This window comes from Streptomyces sp. 351MFTsu5.1, from assembly GCF_000383655.1.
In the GTDB taxonomy this organism is placed as follows: Bacteria; Actinomycetota; Actinomycetes; order Streptomycetales; family Streptomycetaceae; genus Streptomyces; species Streptomyces griseorubiginosus.
In genome coordinates, this window is record NZ_KB911780.1 from 393158 (window position 1) to 409588 (window position 16431).

At 73.8% G+C, this 16431-nt stretch carries 14 protein-coding genes; 2 read left to right on the forward strand and 12 right to left on the reverse strand.

Going from position 1 to position 16431, the window contains the following annotated elements; translation table 11 throughout:
* Positions 1-101 precede the first annotated feature (101 nt).
* The 4 genes from H295_RS0116185 to H295_RS0116200 all read right to left on the reverse strand — a co-directional run bounded on the left by H295_RS0116185 (position 102) and on the right by H295_RS0116200 (position 5075).
* The gene (locus tag H295_RS0116185; protein WP_020136376.1) at positions 102-1139 is read right to left on the reverse strand and encodes a rod shape-determining protein; all 1038 of its coding nucleotides are present in this window, start codon (positions 1137-1139) and stop codon (positions 102-104) included.
* Between the two features lie 207 nt (positions 1140-1346).
* Positions 1347-2672: a carboxyl transferase domain-containing protein gene (locus H295_RS0116190; protein WP_020136377.1), complete on the reverse strand. Its 1326-nt coding sequence runs from the start codon at positions 2670-2672 to the stop codon at positions 1347-1349.
* Entirely contained in the window at positions 2665-4110 is a 1446-nt protein-coding gene (locus H295_RS0116195) for an acyl-CoA synthetase (RefSeq protein WP_020136378.1), read from the reverse strand. Before H295_RS0116195 ends, H295_RS0116190 begins: the two co-directional genes overlap by 8 nt.
* 95 nt (positions 4111-4205) lie before the next feature.
* A complete protein-coding gene (locus H295_RS0116200) occupies positions 4206-5075 on the reverse strand; it encodes an ATP-grasp domain-containing protein (RefSeq protein WP_020136379.1) in 870 nt (289 codons plus the stop codon).
* A 124-nt stretch (positions 5076-5199) separates the two neighbouring features.
* On the opposite strand from H295_RS0116200, the gene H295_RS0116205 reads away from it, so the two are divergent.
* Positions 5200-6312 carry a MerR family transcriptional regulator gene (locus H295_RS0116205; RefSeq protein ID WP_020136380.1) on the forward strand — a complete coding sequence of 371 codons (1113 nt, stop codon included), beginning with the start codon at positions 5200-5202 and terminating at the stop codon, positions 6310-6312.
* A 20-nt stretch (positions 6313-6332) separates the two neighbouring features.
* Entirely contained in the window at positions 6333-7028 is a 696-nt protein-coding gene (locus H295_RS0116210) for an O-methyltransferase (protein ID WP_020136381.1), read from the forward strand.
* On the opposite strand, the gene H295_RS0116215 is transcribed toward H295_RS0116210, so the two are convergent.
* The 8 genes from H295_RS0116215 to H295_RS0116250 are packed head-to-tail and all read right to left on the reverse strand — an operon-like array spanning position 6939 to position 16384.
* Complete coding sequence (locus tag H295_RS0116215) at positions 6939-7526, reverse strand: hypothetical protein (RefSeq protein WP_020136382.1); 588 nt, start codon at positions 7524-7526, stop codon at positions 6939-6941. The genes H295_RS0116210 and H295_RS0116215 overlap by 90 nt on opposite strands.
* Complete coding sequence (locus H295_RS0116220; RefSeq protein ID WP_028809418.1) at positions 7483-8334, reverse strand: FkbM family methyltransferase; 852 nt, start codon at positions 8332-8334, stop codon at positions 7483-7485. The genes H295_RS0116215 and H295_RS0116220 overlap by 44 nt, the downstream gene beginning before the upstream one ends.
* A complete protein-coding gene (locus H295_RS0116225) occupies positions 8331-8570 on the reverse strand; it encodes a Trm112 family protein (protein WP_020136384.1) in 240 nt (79 codons plus the stop codon). Before H295_RS0116225 ends, H295_RS0116220 begins: the two co-directional genes overlap by 4 nt.
* Positions 8567-9472, reverse strand: coding sequence for a hypothetical protein (locus tag H295_RS0116230; protein ID WP_020136385.1), 906 nt, complete (start codon positions 9470-9472; stop codon positions 8567-8569). Before H295_RS0116230 ends, H295_RS0116225 begins: the two co-directional genes overlap by 4 nt.
* Positions 9473-9496: 24 nt before the next feature.
* Positions 9497-10234: a class I SAM-dependent methyltransferase gene (locus H295_RS0116235; RefSeq protein ID WP_020136386.1), complete on the reverse strand. Its 738-nt coding sequence runs from the start codon at positions 10232-10234 to the stop codon at positions 9497-9499.
* Complete coding sequence (locus tag H295_RS0116240) at positions 10231-11505, reverse strand: condensation protein (protein ID WP_020136387.1); 1275 nt, start codon at positions 11503-11505, stop codon at positions 10231-10233. The genes H295_RS0116235 and H295_RS0116240 overlap by 4 nt, the downstream gene beginning before the upstream one ends.
* Complete coding sequence (locus tag H295_RS0116245) at positions 11502-15632, reverse strand: alpha-(1->3)-arabinofuranosyltransferase (protein WP_020136388.1); 4131 nt, start codon at positions 15630-15632, stop codon at positions 11502-11504. The genes H295_RS0116240 and H295_RS0116245 overlap by 4 nt, the downstream gene beginning before the upstream one ends.
* Entirely contained in the window at positions 15629-16384 is a 756-nt protein-coding gene (locus tag H295_RS0116250) for a class I SAM-dependent methyltransferase (RefSeq protein WP_078616666.1), read from the reverse strand. The genes H295_RS0116245 and H295_RS0116250 overlap by 4 nt, the downstream gene beginning before the upstream one ends.
* Positions 16385-16431: the final 47 nt, after the last annotated feature.

Below are 16431 nucleotides of genomic sequence, written 5' to 3' on the forward strand. Positions count from 1 at the left end.
AGCGGACGCCGGCTGACGGATCCAGAGCTGACGCGAGGGTCCAAAGTCGAGGCCGGCCGGCGGATCCGGCCGCTGAGCCCGCACGGCGTCCCCGCCGGCTCTCAGTCCGCCAGCGGGTCGAGGGACAGGGGCTCGATGCGGCCCTCCAGCATGTACCCCAGTCCCTGTACGGCGCAGACGTCGGGCCGCTCGGCGATGTGCACCGGCATCCCCGTGGCGTGTCGCAGCATCTGGTCGAGGCCGGGGAGCAGCGCGGAGCCGCCGACCATCATGATCCCGCGGTCGGCGAGGTCGGCCACCAGATCCGGCGGGCAGTTGCGCAGCACCCGGCCGATGCCGTCCAGGACGGCGGTCAGCGGGGTCTCGATGGCGTCCCGGACGGCGGCGGTGTCGACCTGCACGGAACGGGCGAGGCCGGTGGCGACGTCCCGCCCGTGGATCTCGGTGGACGCCGGGCCCTGCGAGGTGAGGCCGTTTCCGGACAGGGCCAGCTGGAGCGGCCGTACGGACTGGCTGGGCAGCATCAGTTCGTGCTCGTGGCGCAGGTGCTGGACGATCGCGTGGTCCACGGCCTCGCCGCCGACCGGAATGCGCTCGGCGGTCACGATCGACCCGAGGGAGAGCACGGCGACCTGGGTGGCGGCGGCCCCGCACACCATGATCATGGTGGCCTCGGCCCGCTCGACCGGCAGTCCGCAGCCGACGGCGGCGGCGATCAGGGTGTCGACGAGCTCGACGCGGCGCGCGCCCAGTCCGACGAGGGTCTCGATGGCGGCGCGCTGGGCCAGCGGGTCGGCGTCGTGCGGGGTGCAGGCGGCGGCCCGCAGGATCGGCTTGCGGCGCAGCGCCCGGCGGACCTTGTCGCCGAGCAGGTGGCGCAGCATGCGCTGGGCCATCTCGATGTCGACGACCGTGCCCCCGGAGACGGGCCGGACGACCCGGATGTAGTCGGGGGTGCGGCCGGTCATCTTCTCGGCGAACTCCCCGACCGCGATCAGCGCGCCGGTCTTGGTGTTCACGGCGGCGGCCGACGGCTGGTCGACGACGAGCCCGGCCCCCTTCACGTACACCCGGGTCCTCGCCGCGCCCAGGTCGACGGCGAAGTGGCAGCGGCGCAGCTGCTCCAGACTGGCGGTCATGGCAGGTCCTCCCGAGAGCACAGACCGTGGGCGGCGCCGGGTGGCGGGCCTAGTGGCATCGTGCGGGGGCGGGGGAGGCGGCGCCTTTCCTGGGGGGCCGGGCGGGGTGCCGCTGAATGGGGGGTTTTGTCCTTTATGCCCGATATAAGCTTCCCGTAAATATTCTGACGCGGGGTCATCGGGGGCGCAGGCTTCCGTGAGGGTCCGTCACGTACCGGACTCCCGGACCACCCCCAGGTCCACCAGGTCCTGCGGACGGATGCGGAGCTGGTCCGCCGTCGCCTCGGCCTCCCGCGGCGGGCGCTTGAGGATCGCCGCCGCCGACTCCGGGGCGATGACCGAGAAGTAGCTGTCCGGGGTGGCGTACGTGTTCCCGGGTGCCGCGAGGGCGAGCGCCCCGCCGGAGCCGCCCTCGCCGATCAGGAGGGTGGTGACCGGGGTCCGGGCCGCGGCCACCGTGACGAACAGGTCGGCGATCGCCGCGCCCGCGCCCTGCCCCTCGGCCTCGGCGTCGTTGGCCGCGCCCGGGGTGTCCACCAGCGTGAGCACCGGGATGCCGAGCCGGTCCGCGAGGCGGATCAGCCGGGAGGCGGTGCGGTAGCCGGCCGGGCGGGTGGCCGTGCCGGTCTGCGCCGCGTACGCCACCGTACGGCCGTCCCGCTCCCCGAAGCCGCAGAGCATCCCGGGGTCGGTGCCGCCGCACCGGTCGCCGGAGACGGCCACCCGGTGGGTGAAGTAGGCGTCCAGATAGGCCCGCGCGCGAGGCCGCTCGGGCGACCGGGCGCGCCGCACCGCGTCCCAGCCGGTGGCGGGGAGTTCGGCAGTGCCGAGCGGGGCGGGCACCGGCGCGGGTGCGCTCGACGCGGACGTCAGCAGCCGCAGCCACCGCCCCAGCGTGTCCCGCAGCTCCTCCTCCGCCACCACCGCGTCCGCCGCACCCGCCGCCACCTGCGCCTCCGCCGTGTACGCCGAGGGGTCCGCGTCCGGCGGCCGGACCCGGGAGCCCGCGAAGCCGACCTGGGCGCCGGGGAGGGCGAGGACCACGTCCGCGCCCGCGCCGAGGGTGGCCCAGCCGCCGCCCGTGGTGGGGTCGCGCAGCACCGCGATCTGGGGGAGCCCGCCCTCCCTGGTGAGCGCCGACTGCCGTGCCACCCGCTGGAGCTGCGTCAGGGCGAGCATGCCCTCCTGCATCCGGCTGCCGCCGGTGGCCACCAACGGGACGACGGGCAGCCGGTGTTCCCGGGCGTACGTGTACGCCCCCTCCAGCCGGTCGCCGGTGCGTTCGCCCAGGGAGCCGCCGAGGAAGCCGAACTCGAAGGCGATCAGGACCGCCCGGACGCCCCCGACGTGCGCGGTGCCGCAGACCACCGACTCCGTCTCGCCGGTGCGCTCGGCGGCACGGGCGAGCGAGGCGTCGTAGCCCTGCCAGGCGAGCGGGCCGTCGGGCTCGGACTGCCGTGCGGGGGAGGGGATCTCGGTGAAGTCGTCGGCGACGAGGGCGATGACCTCGCGGGCGGACCGGCGCTCAGACACGCAGGGCCCGCTTCATGATCTTCCCCATGTCGTTGCGGGGCAGTGCGGTGAGGTGGTGGAGGACCCGGGGTCGCTTGTGCGGGGCGAGACGCCGGGCCACGTGATCCGCCAACTCCGCGAGCGCCGGGGGTGATTCCGGGTCCGCCGGGACGATCCACGCCACGATCCGCTCACCCAGGTCGGGGTCCGGCTCCCCGGTCACGGCCGCCTCACGCACCCCCGGGTGTTCGAGGAGCGCGTTCTCGATCTCGCCCGCCCCGATCTTGTACCCCCCGCTCTTGATCAGGTCGGTGGCCTTCCGGCCGACGATCCGGACATACCCGTCCGCGTCCCGCACGGCCATGTCCCCCGTCCGGAACCAGCCGTCCGCCGTGAACGCGGCGGCCGTCGCGTCCGGCCGGTTCAGGTACTCGGTGAACAGGTTCGGGCCGCGCACCTGGATCTCGCCGACCGTCTCGCCGTCGTACGACGGGATCGGGGTCCCGTCCTCCTCCACCAGCCGCAGCTCCACGCCCGGCAGCGGTGGGCCCACGGTCCCGGGGCGCGGGTCGCCGTCCGCGCGCACGCTCGTGTTCATGAGGGTCTCGGTCATGCCGTAGCGCTCGACGACCCGGCGGCCGGTCGCGGCCGCGATGCGCTCGTGGTCGTGCACCGGGAGCGCCGCCGAACCGGACACCAGCAGCCGGGCACCCGTCAGTGCCTTCACCAACTCCGGGTCCCGCTCCAGGGTTTCGGCGATGCGGTGGTACATCGTCGGGACGCCGAAGAGCATGGTCGCACCGGCGTTCAGCTCGCGGGCCACCCCGTCGGTGCCGAACCGGCCGAGGTGACGGACCGAGCCGCCGCGGCGCAGCGGCCCCAGGATGCCGATGACCAGGCCGTGGACGTGGAAGAGCGGCAGGGCGTGCACGAGGACGTCGTCCGCCGTCCACTGCCAGGCGTCGGCGAGGGCGTCCAGAGTGGCGGCGACGGCCCGGCGGGGGATGACGGCACCCTTCGGCGGACCCGTGGTGCCGGAGGTGTAGACGACCAGGGCGGGGTCGCCGTCCAGGGCGCGGCTCTCCGGGGCCGCGCCGCCGGTGCCGTGCACCTCGACCTCGATGCGCTCCAAGTGCCGCACCGCGGAGGGCAGTTCCGCACCCGGCGCGGCGAGCAGCACGCCCGGCGCGCTGTCGTCGAGGATGTGCCCCAGCTCCTTCTCCCCGGACTTCGGGTTGAGCGGCACCGCGGCGACACCGGCCTCCAGCACCGCCACCACGGCCACCGCGGTCTCCAGCTCCGGGGTCGCCCAGACGGCCACCCGGTCGTGGCCCGCGATGCGCCCGGCCAGCGTGCCCGTCGCGGCGGCGAGTTCGGCGTACGTCAGGGCGCGGTCACCGAACCGCAGGGCGGGACGGTCCGCCGTCGCACCCCTGAGGGCCGGGAAGAGAGAGCTCATGCGTCAAGACTCCTAAGCTGCCGTCACAGTCCATGGCTGTCCTCGCCTTGTCGGTCCTACCCGATCAAGGCCCCGACCTCACCGGCCCCGGCCGCTCACCGTCGCGCGGCCGCCAGCACCGCCTCCACCACCCGCGGCAGCGAACCCGGATGCAGGAACAGGAAGAGGTTCGGCTCGACCAGCTCCAGTTCCATCACCCGCGGCTGCCCGTCCTCCCCGTCGACGAGGTCCACGCGCGCGTACAGCAGTTCCGGCGCCTCCGGTACGGCGGCCAGCGCCCGCTCGGCGACGGCGACCTCGGCCGGGGTCGGAGTCCAGGGCTCCAGGCCCGGGTGGGCGACCTTGTCCGCGTCGAAGGCGGTGCCGGGGCTCAGGACGGCCCGTTTGCGGCTGGCGTGCAGGAGCCGGCCCCCGAAGAACTGGAGCGCCCGCTCACCGCCCGCGTCGATGCCCCGCATGTACGGCTGGACCATCGCCGTGAGCCCCTCGGCGTGCATGCGCTCCAGGTGCCGTACGGCGTCCTCGTGCCGCTCGGGCGTGTACCGGGCGGCGTACCGCGCACCCGCCCCGGACGTGGGCTTGACGACGTACTCGTGGTCGGTCGGCAGGGCGAGCGGGTCCCCGGGCGCGAGATAGCCGGTCGGCACCACCGGCACGCCCGCCCGGTCCAGCTCGCCGAGGTAGCGCTTGTCGGTGTTCCAGCGCACGACCTGCGGCGGGTTGGCGAGCCGGGTCGCCTTGCCGCACCGCTCCGCCCACGCCGTGAACTCGGCCGCCCGCCAGCTGTAGTCCCAGGTGGAGCGGATCACGGCCAGGTCGTAGCCGGACCAGTCGACGTCGGCGTCCCAGCACACGGCCTCCGCCTCGGCCCCGGCCGCGCGCAGCGCCTCCACCAGCAGGGGTAGATCGGTGTCCTTGCTGGGCTCCGGCCGGGGGTCGTAGGTGACCAGGGCGACTCGGGGCATGGGGGGTTCCTTTCCACGGGGGCTCGTCCGGCAGGCTAACCGCGGCGGGGGAAACCCCGGCAACCCCTTTACCCTCCCCCACGGTGAACCCCCACCATCGGGATCGAGGAACGGAGGAGACCGTATGGAGTGGCTGACGATCGGTGCTTTCGCGCGGGCGTGCCGCCTGTCGCCGAAGGCGCTGCGGCTCTACGACGAGCTGGAGCTGCTGCGTCCGGCCCGCGTCGACCCGCACACCGGCTACCGCTACTACGCCCCGGACCAGCTGGAACAGGCCCGTCTGGTGGCGTGGCTGCGCCGCCTCGGCATGCCGCTGGCCCGGATCCGCACGGTGTGCGCCCTGCCGCCCGCCGCGGCCGCCGGGGAGGTCCGGGCGTACTGGGCCGAGGTGGAGGCGCAGACGGCCGTGCGGCGGGATCTCGCCGTGTTCCTCGTCGACGAGCTGACCGCTCCACCGAGGAAGGACACCACCATGCTCGAACTGCGTTATTGCGCCCACTCGGACCGCGGCCGGGTCCGCGCCGCCAACCAGGACACGGCCTACGCGGGCGCCCGCCTCCTCGCGGTCGCCGACGGCTACGGGCCGGCCGGCGCGCTCGCCGGCAGCGCGGCCGTGGCGGCCCTGCGGTTCCTGGACAGCGCCGAGCTTCCGGCCGGTGACGTCCTCAACGTCCTGGAGGACGCCGTGCACGGGGCGACCGAGGCGGCACGGGACGCCGGCGCCGGCACCGACGCGACCGGCACCACCCTGACCGCCCTGCTGTGGACGGGCTCCCGTCTCGCCCTGGTGCACATCGGGGACTCCCGCGCCTACCTCCTGCGGGGCGGCGCGCTCTTCCGCATCACCCACGACCACACGGTGGTCCAGTCGCTGGTCGACGAGGGCCGGCTGACCGCCGAGGAGGCCGTCACCCACCCGCAGCGCGCCCTGCTCCTCAAGGCCCTCACCACCGCGGCACCCGACCTCAGGCTGCGGGACGCGGCACCCGGCGACCGCTACCTCCTGTGCTCCGACGGGCTCTCCGCCGTCGTCCCCGACGCCACCGTCCGCGAGCTGCTCACCTCCGCCGCCGACCCCGAGGCGGCCGTGCACGCCCTGGTCGACGCGGCGAACGCGGCGGGCGGCCCGGACAACGTCAGCTGTGTGGTGGCGGACCTCGTGGCGGATCCGGTGGCGGAATCAGTGGCGGTGTCAGTGGCTGATCCGGTGGCGGATCCGGTGGCGACGGCGGTCTGACGACTGGCAGCATCTCGGCCATGTCGCTCTCCGGAACAGACGCCCACGACCGGGAGACCGGGCTCCCGCCGCTCGTCGAGCGAGCCCTCGCCGCGGCCCGCGCACACGGCTTCCCGTACTCCTGCCGACCCGAACAGGGCCGTCTGCTGCACGCCCTGGCGGGCGGCGCGCGCGGGGCGATCGGGGAGACGGGCACCGGCTCCGGGGTCGGCCTCGCGTGGCTGGCCTCGGGGGCGCGGGACGGCGTACGGCTGGTCAGCGTCGAGCGCGACCCGGAGCGGGCGCGGGTCGCCGCGCAGGTCTTCGCCGACCGCCCCGAGGTGCGGGTCCTGTGCGGCGACTGGACCCGCGTCGAGGCCGACGGCCCCTACGACCTGCTGGTCCTCGACGGCGGCGGCACCGGGAAGGCCCCTGACGACACCCCGGCCGATCCGGCGCGGTTCCTCGTCCCCGGCGGCCGGATCGTCGTCGACGACTTCACCCCGGCGACGGGCTGGCCGCCCCGGCACGGGGAGTCCCTGGACCGGCCCCGGCTGCACTGGCTGGAGCACCCCGCCCTGGACACGATCGAGATACCTCTCGCGGCGGACCTGGCCACACTGGTGGGGACGCTGCGGCGGCGCGGGTCAGCGCGGCGCCCATCTCTGGAGCAGGCCCCAGGTGAACTCGGCGACCACCTCCCGCCGGACCCCCTCCTCGTCCGGGGCGGTGAATGACAGCCCCCAGCGGGTCGGTGCCGTGCCCTCCAGCGGACGGGCCGGGGCGAAGGCGCGGGCCGCCTCGTCGACCGTGCAGGACCAGGGGGTGAGGTCGGCGAGGGTGCGCAGGGCGGGGCCGGTCGCGCCGGGCGCCCGGATCAGCCACTCGTTCCACACCGCGCCGGTCGGTGCGAGCAGGACCTCGAAGCGCAGGTCGGGCCAGAGCGGCACCGGCCACAGCCACGCCTCGCACTCCAGGTCACCCACCGTGCGGGTGAGCTCGGTCTCCGGGGTGCCGAGGACCGAGCGGTACCGGGAGGCGGCGGCGCGGGCGCGCGGCGAGCGGACCATCGCCTGCCAGCGCCGGTTGGCCTCCCGCATCTCCGCGATCGAGACACCCAGGGCACGCCGGGCGTCCTCCACCGGGCCGGGATTGTGGTCGGCCATGCGGCGCAGCAGGACCAGCTGGAAGTCATGGACGGTGAACGGGCCGGTCGGGGGCTTTCCGGAGGGCATGGTCCCCATCGTCCCCGACGGCACTGACACCGGGCCTGCGGCCGTCCGGCAGGAACAGCACCGAGTTGATGTACCGCGGGCGGGGCACGAAGGGCAGCACCCGGCGCAGCAGACCCTGCGAGACGACGTACGAGGCCCGCTCCTGGTGCGCCTCCAGGGGGAAGCCGGACAGCGGGACCCAGGTGGCGCGGGGCAGCACCCAGCCGTCGTAGCCGAGCAGCGAGAGGTAGGTCACCACCGGGGCGATCGGCTGGATCCGGGACTCCAGCTCCACGAAGAGCGCGGGCCGGTCGCGCGCGAGGATGCCGGTCGCCCCGCGCAGCACCGCCAGCTCGCTGCCGTCCACGTCGATCTTGATGAACCCGACGTCCGTCAGGGCCAGTTCGTCCAGGGTGACGCAGCGCACCTCCAGTGCCCGGCCGTGGATGTCCCGCCGGACCAGCGAGGACACCCCGCGGTCGCCCTCGTCGCCGGGCGGCAGCCACAGCCGGGCGGTGCCCGGCCGGTCCGCGGCCGCGGCCTGCACGACCTGCACGTTCGCCGGGGCCGCAGAGGTCAGCAGCCGGGCCAGATGCGGCACCGGCTCGACGGTCACCACCCGTCGCGCCCGCCCGGCCAGCCGCCGCGTCCACGGCCCGTACCAGCCGCCCACGTCCACGGCCGTCCCGCAGCCCGCCGGGCACAGCTCGGCCAGCCGGGCGAGCTCCGGCTCGAAGCGCGGGTACACGGCCCGGGCGGCCGCCGCGACGAGCGGGGTGGGCAGCAGCGGGGCCACTCTCGCCGCCCAGGTGCGCGCAGATCGGGTCATGGAATCATCCCGGGGGTCTGGGGGGAACCCCCGGTACAGCGGCGCAACAGGTCCTCGTGCTCGTCGTCGGAGACCTGCTCCCCGGAGGCCGGCAGCAGCTGGGGGATGCCGTCGACGATCGGGTAGCGGCGCCGCAGCCGCGGGTTGTAGAGGGCCTCGTCCGGCGGTACGAGATGCAGGGGGCCCTTGTCGAGCGGACAGGCCAGGATCTGGAGCAGCGGGTCGTCGGGTTTCATGGGGGAGTCAACTCCTTGGCGCCGATAGGGGGTTGAGGAGCCGGATCGTGCTTGGGCATGGCCAGCAGGACGGCGACGGCGAGCACCGTGCCCGCGAGACGCAGCGCGAGCCGCAGCGGGTCGTGGGGCAGGGACTCGCCGAACGACAGCGTGCCGAGCACCGCCGTGTACAGGCAGGTCACCGTCGTGCACACGGGCACGATCAGCGAGGCCCGGCAGCGCTGGAGCGCCGCCTGCGACATCACCAGGCCGAACGCCCCGGTGAACAACAGGAGATACGGATACGGGGAGCGCAGGAGGTCAACCACCGCGCTGCCCAGGCCGGTTGCGGTCAGGCAGCTCGACACGCCCTTGATGGCCAGCGAGCTGACCCCGTACAGCAGGCCCACGGCCACGCCGTACTCGACACCGGTCGTCGGCATGCGGTGCCGGTGCCGGGTGCGCCGCTCGGCGGACCCGTACAGCCACACGCCCGCCGCCAGCGACGGCACGCACACCAGCAGGATCAGCTGGTAGGGGGCGTCCCGGCTGACCCGGTCCGAGCCCTCCTTCAGGGACAGCACGACCATCAGCAGCGCGAGCAGGATGGCGCCCAGCGCGTACCGCTCCCGGCCGGTCGTCTCCTCGCCCAGCAGTCGCGCGGACAGCAGCACCAGCAGCACCAGACCGGAGACGAAGATGCCCTGTGCGGCCGCGATGGGCAGGGTCCGGTACACCGCGAGCTGCGCCCCGAACCCGGCCGCCAGCGACAGCGACCCGCCGATCCACAGCGGGCTGCGCAGCACCAGCCCGAGCAGCTTGGCGGGCCGGCGGATCGACACCTCCGGCAGGGCGGTCAGCGCCCGCTTCTCCAGCACGAATCCGACGCTGTACAGGGTGTTCGCCAACAGGGCCGCCGCCACTCCCCACCACACGGGCGCCGCCCCCTAGGTCTTCCGGGCGTGCAGCAGCAGGATCGACGCGAGCGACGGTCTGGCACACGCCAGCCGGTCCAACGCGCGCAGCGGGCGCGGCACTCCGTGGAAGGGGGCCCCTTCCAGCCGTACGACCTCGAAGCCGGCCGCCGCGACGAACTCCCGCAGCGCACGCGCCGTGTACAGCCGCAGATGTCCCACGACCTCCCGGCCCGGCCGCCCGTGGATCGCCCGCAGGCTCACCTCCGAGAACACCGGCTGGACCCCGGCGAGGAGCAGCCCGCGGTTGTACCAGGCGGCCAGGTTCGGTGTGGACAGCATGAGATGACCTCCGGGGCGCAGGATGCGGCGGATCTCGTCCAGCGCGGCATCCGGGTCGACGAGATGCTCGACCACCTCGCTGAACAGCACGGCGTCGACCGAACCGGTCGCGAACGGCAGCCCGGGACCGGTCAGTTCGCCCCGGACGGCGTACGGCAGCCTCGCGCGGGCCCGCTTGAGGGCGTCCTGGGACCAGTCGACGCCGACGATCGTGTGACCGGCGAGCAGGGGTGCGGCGGTGGCGGCCGCGGTGCCGTCGCCGCAGCCGATGTCGAGGACCGTGCGCCCGGTCCGGCCGGCGCTGTCGAGGGCCCTGGCCAGCATGCGGGCCTGGCGCAGGGAGCGGGGCGTGCCGGAGGCGACCGGCACCGCGGGGTCCTCGTAGAAGTCCCTGAGGCCGCCGCGGCGCGGGGGCGCGGTGGTGTTCACGAGGTCCCCTCCGTGGTGTGCAGGTAGTGCTCGAACAGGTCCCGCAGACGGTCGCCGTCGCCGTGGCCGAGCAGCGTCCGCGACCAGCGCAGGGCGAGATGCAGCCGGCCTGCCGTGGAGGCGGTCGTGACCGTGAGGCCGCGGGGCATCCTGGCGGGCGCCGAGAACCACACGGCGTGCGCCCGACCGGCCTCCTCGCCGAAGTCCAGGGGGTACGGGATGCGGCCGATGTTGCTGAGCAGGGTGGTGGAGGTCCAGGGCGCGGCTGCCCTGCGCAGACCTCTGGTGAGGGCCGCGCGCCAGGCCACCGGGGTGACCGGGGCGGTGAGCAGGCCTGCGCCGTGGCCGAGTTGGGGGCGGGTGAGCGACTTGAGGGCGCGGGTCCGCCGGGCGGTGCGGCGCAGGAGGTCCGGCATGTCCTCCGGTTCGCGGGTCAACTCCGTGGGCGAGAAGGGGACTTCGACCAGGCGGGTGCCGTTTCCCATCGGCATCGTCATGTCCCTGGGGCGGTCGTCCACGGGCATGGTGATACGGAGGGGGCGGGGGGACTCGCCGTGTTCCCTGTTCCAGTGGGCGATCGTCAGGGCCGTGGTGACCATGAGCTGGTCGTTGACCGTCCAGGGGGAGTCCTTGGGGCGGTGGGGGAGGGGGAGTTCGGTGACGAGGAGACCGTTGCCGGGGGAGTGTTCCGGGGTGCCTTGCGCCACGCGGGCCGGGCGGGCCCAGTTGGAGGGGGTGTTCTCGGGGGCTGCGGGTTGTTCCCGGGCGGCGCGGGTGGGGGCGGGGGCCGGGGCGTTGTCCCTGCCGCCGTAGATCTCCGCCGCTGTGGCGAGGATACGGAGGCAGGCGGGGCCGTCCAGGGCTGTGTGGTTGATGGTGAGGAAGAGGACGGTCGCGGCAAGTCCCCCTCCCTGAACCACCTCCAGCCGTATCGGTGGGGACAGCGAGAGGGGAGGTGCCTCTGCCAGGGCCCTGGTCCTCGCGTCCCGCAACGCGTTCCCGTCCGGAGTCGGGAAGCTCACCACCTCCACATCCGGTTCCGCCGTCAGCTCCCACTCGTAGCGGCGGCGGTACCAACCCCCCGCCACCTCCCGCATCAGGATGCGGGGATGGCGGTGCAGGGCCTCCGTGAACGCCTTTCTCATGCGTGCCGGGTCCAGTCGGCCCGGCAGATGCACCTCGATGTGGACCGTCTCCGGTTCCTCGTCCTGGAGGCAGTGCCGGGAGACCTCGTCCACCACCGGGAACGGGATCCGTGCGGGGGTGGTCATGCCGGGTCGTCCCCTTCCTCTCGCACACTCACCAGGGCCGCGAACAGGCCGATGAGCGCCAGCAGTTGAGCCGTGTGCCCGAAGGCGCCCTGCGACGCGCCCACCGGTTCTCCCGCTCCCGCCGCGGCGGCGATCCCGGCCCCCGCCAGGGAGGCGAAGGCGATCGGCACCAGCCAGGCATGGCGCCGGGAGGCGAGAACGGCCAGGGCCGGGACCAGCAGGGCGAACCAGCCCGCGACCACCACGCCGACCAGCGTCAGCGCCACCGCCCCGAGCCACAGCCCGGGCGCCGCAGGCACCCGCTGCGGTTCGTCGGGGTTCGGGGAGCGCCTGCGCCACAGGACCAGACCCACCAGGACCGCCAGGGCGACCCCGCTGCCGATCAGCGCGCCGTCGTACGTCGTCGCGGGTGTGTACGACAGCTTCACCGTGCCGCCCGCGCCCGCGGGGATCCGCCAGCCCTGCTGCCAGCCGTCCAGGCGCACCGACGACAGGGTCCTGCCGTTCAGGGTGGCCTTCCAGCCGTCGTTGTAGTTCTCGTACGTCGTCAGGTAGGAGGACGCTCCCGAGCCGACGGTGACCTCGCGCCTGTCGCCGAGCCAGTCCTGGATGCGCAACTCGCGGGTGAGAGCGGTGGGTTCGGCGACCGTGCCGCGGGTCAGGGTGAGGTCGGTGAGGGCGAGTGGTCCGGCGTCGCCCGCCTCGACGACGTGTTCACCGGAGTCGAGGGTCAACTCCGCGTTCGAGCGGCTGCTCTGACAGAGCGTCACCGTGAGCGGGCGCCGGTCGGTCAGGTCGCGGATCCGGCCCGACACGCCCGTCTGGTACAGCGTGCCGTCGACCGCCACCACCGGGCCCTTCCCGCACGGCAGCGAGAACGTCCGGGAGGCCTTGGGCTGCGGGGTGCGGTACTGGTCGAGGGCCGGCAGGTACGCCTCCGTCAGGCCCACCGGGAGCTGGAGGTCCTCGTCGGCGACCGGGTTGTGCAGGGTCAGCGGGGCCGTTTTGGTGATCGTGATGTCGAGGCGGTCGGTGGTGATCGCCGGGAAGCGCACCGCGCCGTTCTCGTCGACCCCGGCGACCGTCGCGCCGTCGGGTGAGCTGATGTCGACCTCGGTGGGCCGGGTGGAGAGGCCGCCCGCGGGCGCCAGCACGATCTCGGAGATGGGCTGTTTGCCGTTCCAGCTGAGGTGGATCGTGGGGCGGTCGCCCGCGATCCAGGCCGTCGTGAGATCACCGTCGGTGAGGTTGCGGGCGGACAGTCCCGTGCCGAGCGTGGCCGTGGAGTCGGCGGTCGCCGTGATGCGCTCGCGCTGGTCGGGGGCGACCTCGTACAGCAGTTTGTCGAGAGCCTCCCCGGTCACCGGCACCGCGCTCGCCTTCACCGCGTACGTCCCCCGGGCCTCGGTGGTGAAGCGGCGGTGCAGGCCCGCCTCGGTGCCGGTCGGGGAGATCCCGGCCGGGTCGGGCACCCGGTGCAGGGAGACGGTCTCGGCGGACGCGTCGGAGGAGTCGGCGTCGGTCGGCAGCCGCAGCAGCCGGGTCACCTGCACGTCCGGCAGGTCGATCTCCGAGAATCCGGCCCCGGCCAGCCCGGTCCGCCGCGCCACCGAGTCGGTGATCGTCAGCTTCATCCACCCCGTGGTCCCGGGCGGCGCCTCGATGCTCTGCGGGGAGCCGTCCGCGCGCAGGAAACTGGTCCGTGACCCGTTCTCCGTCGCCACCCGCACCTCGGTCGCCGCGGACCGCACGCTCTCCTGCGGCAACGGCGTGACCTTGAACGACGAGGGCATGTCGTACGCCGGGTCGGAGAAGTCGATGCGCAGCCACTGCCCGTCCGGCGAGCCCGCCACGCCCTCCGCCCACGCGGTGTCGGGGTTGCCGTCGAAGGCGTTGACCGGATCGAACTGCGGCAGGTGGAAGAGCCAGTTGCCGTACGAGGACGCCGTCACCGCACGGGCGCCGCGCAGTTCGGCGACCGTCTGGTGGCCGAGGCCCGTCGTCGGCAGGATCTGGTGCGGTTTCTCCCCGGCGTCCTGCGCGGCCCCGGAGGCGTTCCGCTCGTCGCCGGTGTACGTGTACGACGTGTTCGCGTTGACGAGCCCGAACCGGGTGTCGGCCCGCCGCAGCCCGTCACCGACGATCTGGAGCGCCGGGGTGCCGAGCCCGGGATGGTTGTCGCCGGTCAACACCGTTGCCCGGCCGCGGAGTTCGGTGGCCAGCGGCAGCAGGGACTCGGGGCCGCCGGACACCTGGGCGGTGTCGGCGACCGGCAGCAACCGGGCCTGGCCCGGCCGGGGCACGCTCTCGCTCGCCGGCCGGTAGATCTCCACGGCCCGCTGCCTCGGGTACAGCCCCTCGATCTGGAGCGGGGTGTCGTTCGCGATCTTCCCGCCCGTCATGAGCGGCCCGAGGCCCGTCACCCGCTCGTAGCCGGACTGTTCGAGGGCCCGCTTGACCACCGAGGACGACACGGCGCCGATCTGGTCCGGGTCGAGGTCGTTGCGGACGACGACGTAGTAGACCCCGGCCCGGCTCAGGTAGTCCGCCAGGCCCGGTATGTCGCCGCCGGTCATCAATGCCTGTTCGACCGCGTCCATGGCCCGCCGGTTGCCGGGGGTGCCGAAGGGGACGTAGTCCCGTTGCGCCCAGCGGGACCCGGCGAGGACGTCGAGCGGCTGGTCGATGGGGGAGCCCCAGGTGTAGATGCCGTGCGCGGTCGCCGGGACGACGAGGGCGCGCGAGTCGGGGGAGTACTTCTCGAGCCAGTCGGCCGTGGTGTGCCAGTACTTCGGCAGTTCCTGGAAGGAACCCGGGTTGAGGATCGAGCCGTTGAGATACGGCCACATCAGCCCGGGCAGGACCAGGACGGCTGCCACGAGCGGGGCGTACCGGCGCCCCCTGACCTCTCTCGCCCCGCGGGGCTCGGTGGCCACCCCCACCAGATGGGCGAGGCCCAGCACCAGCGCGAGGGCGAGGCCCGGCTGGAACTTGTAGATGTTGCGGAAGGGGGCGAGCCAGCCGTTCAGCCAGTCCTGCACCAGCCCGTGGAAGGGGGCGCCGAACGCGCCGCCGTACCCCGCGAGCAGCACCAGCACCGCGGTGAGCGCGGTCAGCACCAGCCAGCGCCGCTCCGGCATGTCCCGTCGCGCCAGGCCCGCGAGGCCGAGCCCGGCCGCGAACGCCGAGCAGAGGATCACGACCACCGAGGAAGCCACGGTCCAGCCGGCCGGCAGCCACGCCTCCCCCAGGTGCAGATAGGCCACCCAGTTCCCTGCACCGCGCAGCGCCTCCGTCGCCGACATCGTCTCGGTGGTGGTCCGCGCGTTCTCGACGTACGGCAGGAAGTTCTCGCCGTAGAAGCCGAGCAGCAGCAGCGGGATCACCCACCAGGCGGTCGCCAGGACCACGCCCGGCACCCACCAGGAGAGCAGCTTGCGCTGCCGAGGCCCGGGCGGCCGGGACAGCAGGTACAGGCCGACGGGCAGCAGACAGGCGAGGGTGGAGGCCGCGTTCACCCCGCCCATGAACGGGATGACCAGCGCCGAGCGCAGGGCGGCGACGCGGGCGCTGTAGCGCTCGTTCGTCAGCGGCAGCAGCACCCAGGGCAGGAAGGCGCCGGGCAGTGCGGCGGCCGAGGTCGAGCCGACGACGATCGTGAAGGTCGGCCACAGCGCGTACGCGACGGCGGCCAGCAGCCGTCCGGCCCCGTTGCCGACACGCAGCCGCTCGGCCAGCCGGAGCGCGCCCCAGAAGGCCACCGACACGACCACCGACAGCCACAGCCGTTCCACCAGCCACACCGGCAAATGGAGGGCGTGGCCCAGCCAGTGGAACGGCAGCATCGGCCACAGATAGCCGACGTACTGGTCCTGGATCCCGCCGAAGGACCCCTGGTCGTGCCACAACTGCCCGAGATCGGCGAGGAACCGGCCGGGGTCCGTGGTGACGCCGAGCTTGGTGTCGAAGGTCTGCCGGCCCGGGTGCACCGCCAGGAACAGCACGAGGACCACGGCCCAGAACCCGAGCAGCCAGCGGCGCGACCGGGGGCCCTCCGGCGGCCCCGACATGATCGCCGTGCCGGCGGCGGCTGCCGGAGGAGGGGCCTGGACCGTGGACGTCGTCATCGTGGACACCGCCGGAGGATGAGGAGGAGGTTCCAGGTGGCGACCTCGCGGATGCCGGGAGCCCGGACGACGGTCTCCGCGAGGAAGGGCCAGTAGCGGGAGCGCGCCGAGACGACCGTGACGTCGTCCCGGGCGCGCACCTGCCGCAGGGTCGGGCCGATGTGCACGGCGAACAGGTTCTCGCCGAGGGTGTGCTTGGCGGCCTTCCCGGTACGGCGCCGATAGCGGGCCCGGGCCCGCTCGGCTCCCAGGTAGTGCCAGGGCGCCCACTCGTGACCGCCCCACGGGGACAGCCAGTTGGTGAACGACACGTAGATCAGCCCGCCGGGCCGGGTGACCCGGACGAGCTCACTGAGAAAGGTCTGCGGATCGGCCACGTGCTCAAGGACGTTGGAGGAGAAGGTCACGTCGGCGGAGGCGTCCTGGAGGGGGAGCAGGTAGCCGTCGGCGATCACGGTGGAGTCGGGCGGCTTCTCACCGAGTTCGGTGGGGTCGGGTTCGAAGAGAAACGCCCGGGCTCCCCGCCTGCGGAACTCCTCGGTGAAGTACCCGCTCCCACCACCGACGTCCACGACGGTACGCCCGGCGACGGGCCCGTCGTAGGCCTCGACCTGGTCGACGGCGTCACGGGCGAGCAGCGAATAGCAGGCATCGGGATCATCCTGCTCGTGCCGGAAGGCGCGAAGGAGATTCAGAGAACGTCGAAACGAGGGGTCCCTGAGATTTTGGGGGCGCGGGGCTGCATTGGATATGCGGCTACCGCCGCGCAGGCGCGACCAGCCACGACGGCGCCGCACCC

Excerpts from the sequence above, each read along its gene's own strand:
- H295_RS0116240 (WP_020136387.1), bottom strand. The coding sequence starts at position 11,505 with ATGACCACCCCCGCACGGATCCCGTTCCCGGTGGTGGACGAGGTCTCC.
- H295_RS0116220 (WP_028809418.1), bottom strand. The coding sequence starts at position 8,334 with ATGACCCGATCTGCGCGCACCTGGGCGGCGAGAGTGGCCCCGCTGCTG.
- H295_RS0116210 (WP_020136381.1), top strand. The coding sequence starts at position 6,333 with ATGTCGCTCTCCGGAACAGACGCCCACGACCGGGAGACCGGGCTCCCG.
- H295_RS0116245 (WP_020136388.1), bottom strand. The coding sequence starts at position 15,632 with ATGACGACGTCCACGGTCCAGGCCCCTCCTCCGGCAGCCGCCGCCGGC.
- H295_RS0116200 (WP_020136379.1), bottom strand. The coding sequence starts at position 5,075 with ATGCCCCGAGTCGCCCTGGTCACCTACGACCCCCGGCCGGAGCCCAGC.
- H295_RS0116215 (WP_020136382.1), bottom strand. The coding sequence starts at position 7,526 with ATGCCCTCCGGAAAGCCCCCGACCGGCCCGTTCACCGTCCATGACTTC.
- H295_RS0116225 (WP_020136384.1), bottom strand. The coding sequence starts at position 8,570 with ATGAAACCCGACGACCCGCTGCTCCAGATCCTGGCCTGTCCGCTCGAC.
- H295_RS0116205 (WP_020136380.1), top strand. The coding sequence starts at position 5,200 with ATGGAGTGGCTGACGATCGGTGCTTTCGCGCGGGCGTGCCGCCTGTCG.
- H295_RS0116195 (WP_020136378.1), bottom strand. The coding sequence starts at position 4,110 with ATGAGCTCTCTCTTCCCGGCCCTCAGGGGTGCGACGGCGGACCGTCCC.
- H295_RS0116185 (WP_020136376.1), bottom strand. The coding sequence starts at position 1,139 with ATGACCGCCAGTCTGGAGCAGCTGCGCCGCTGCCACTTCGCCGTCGAC.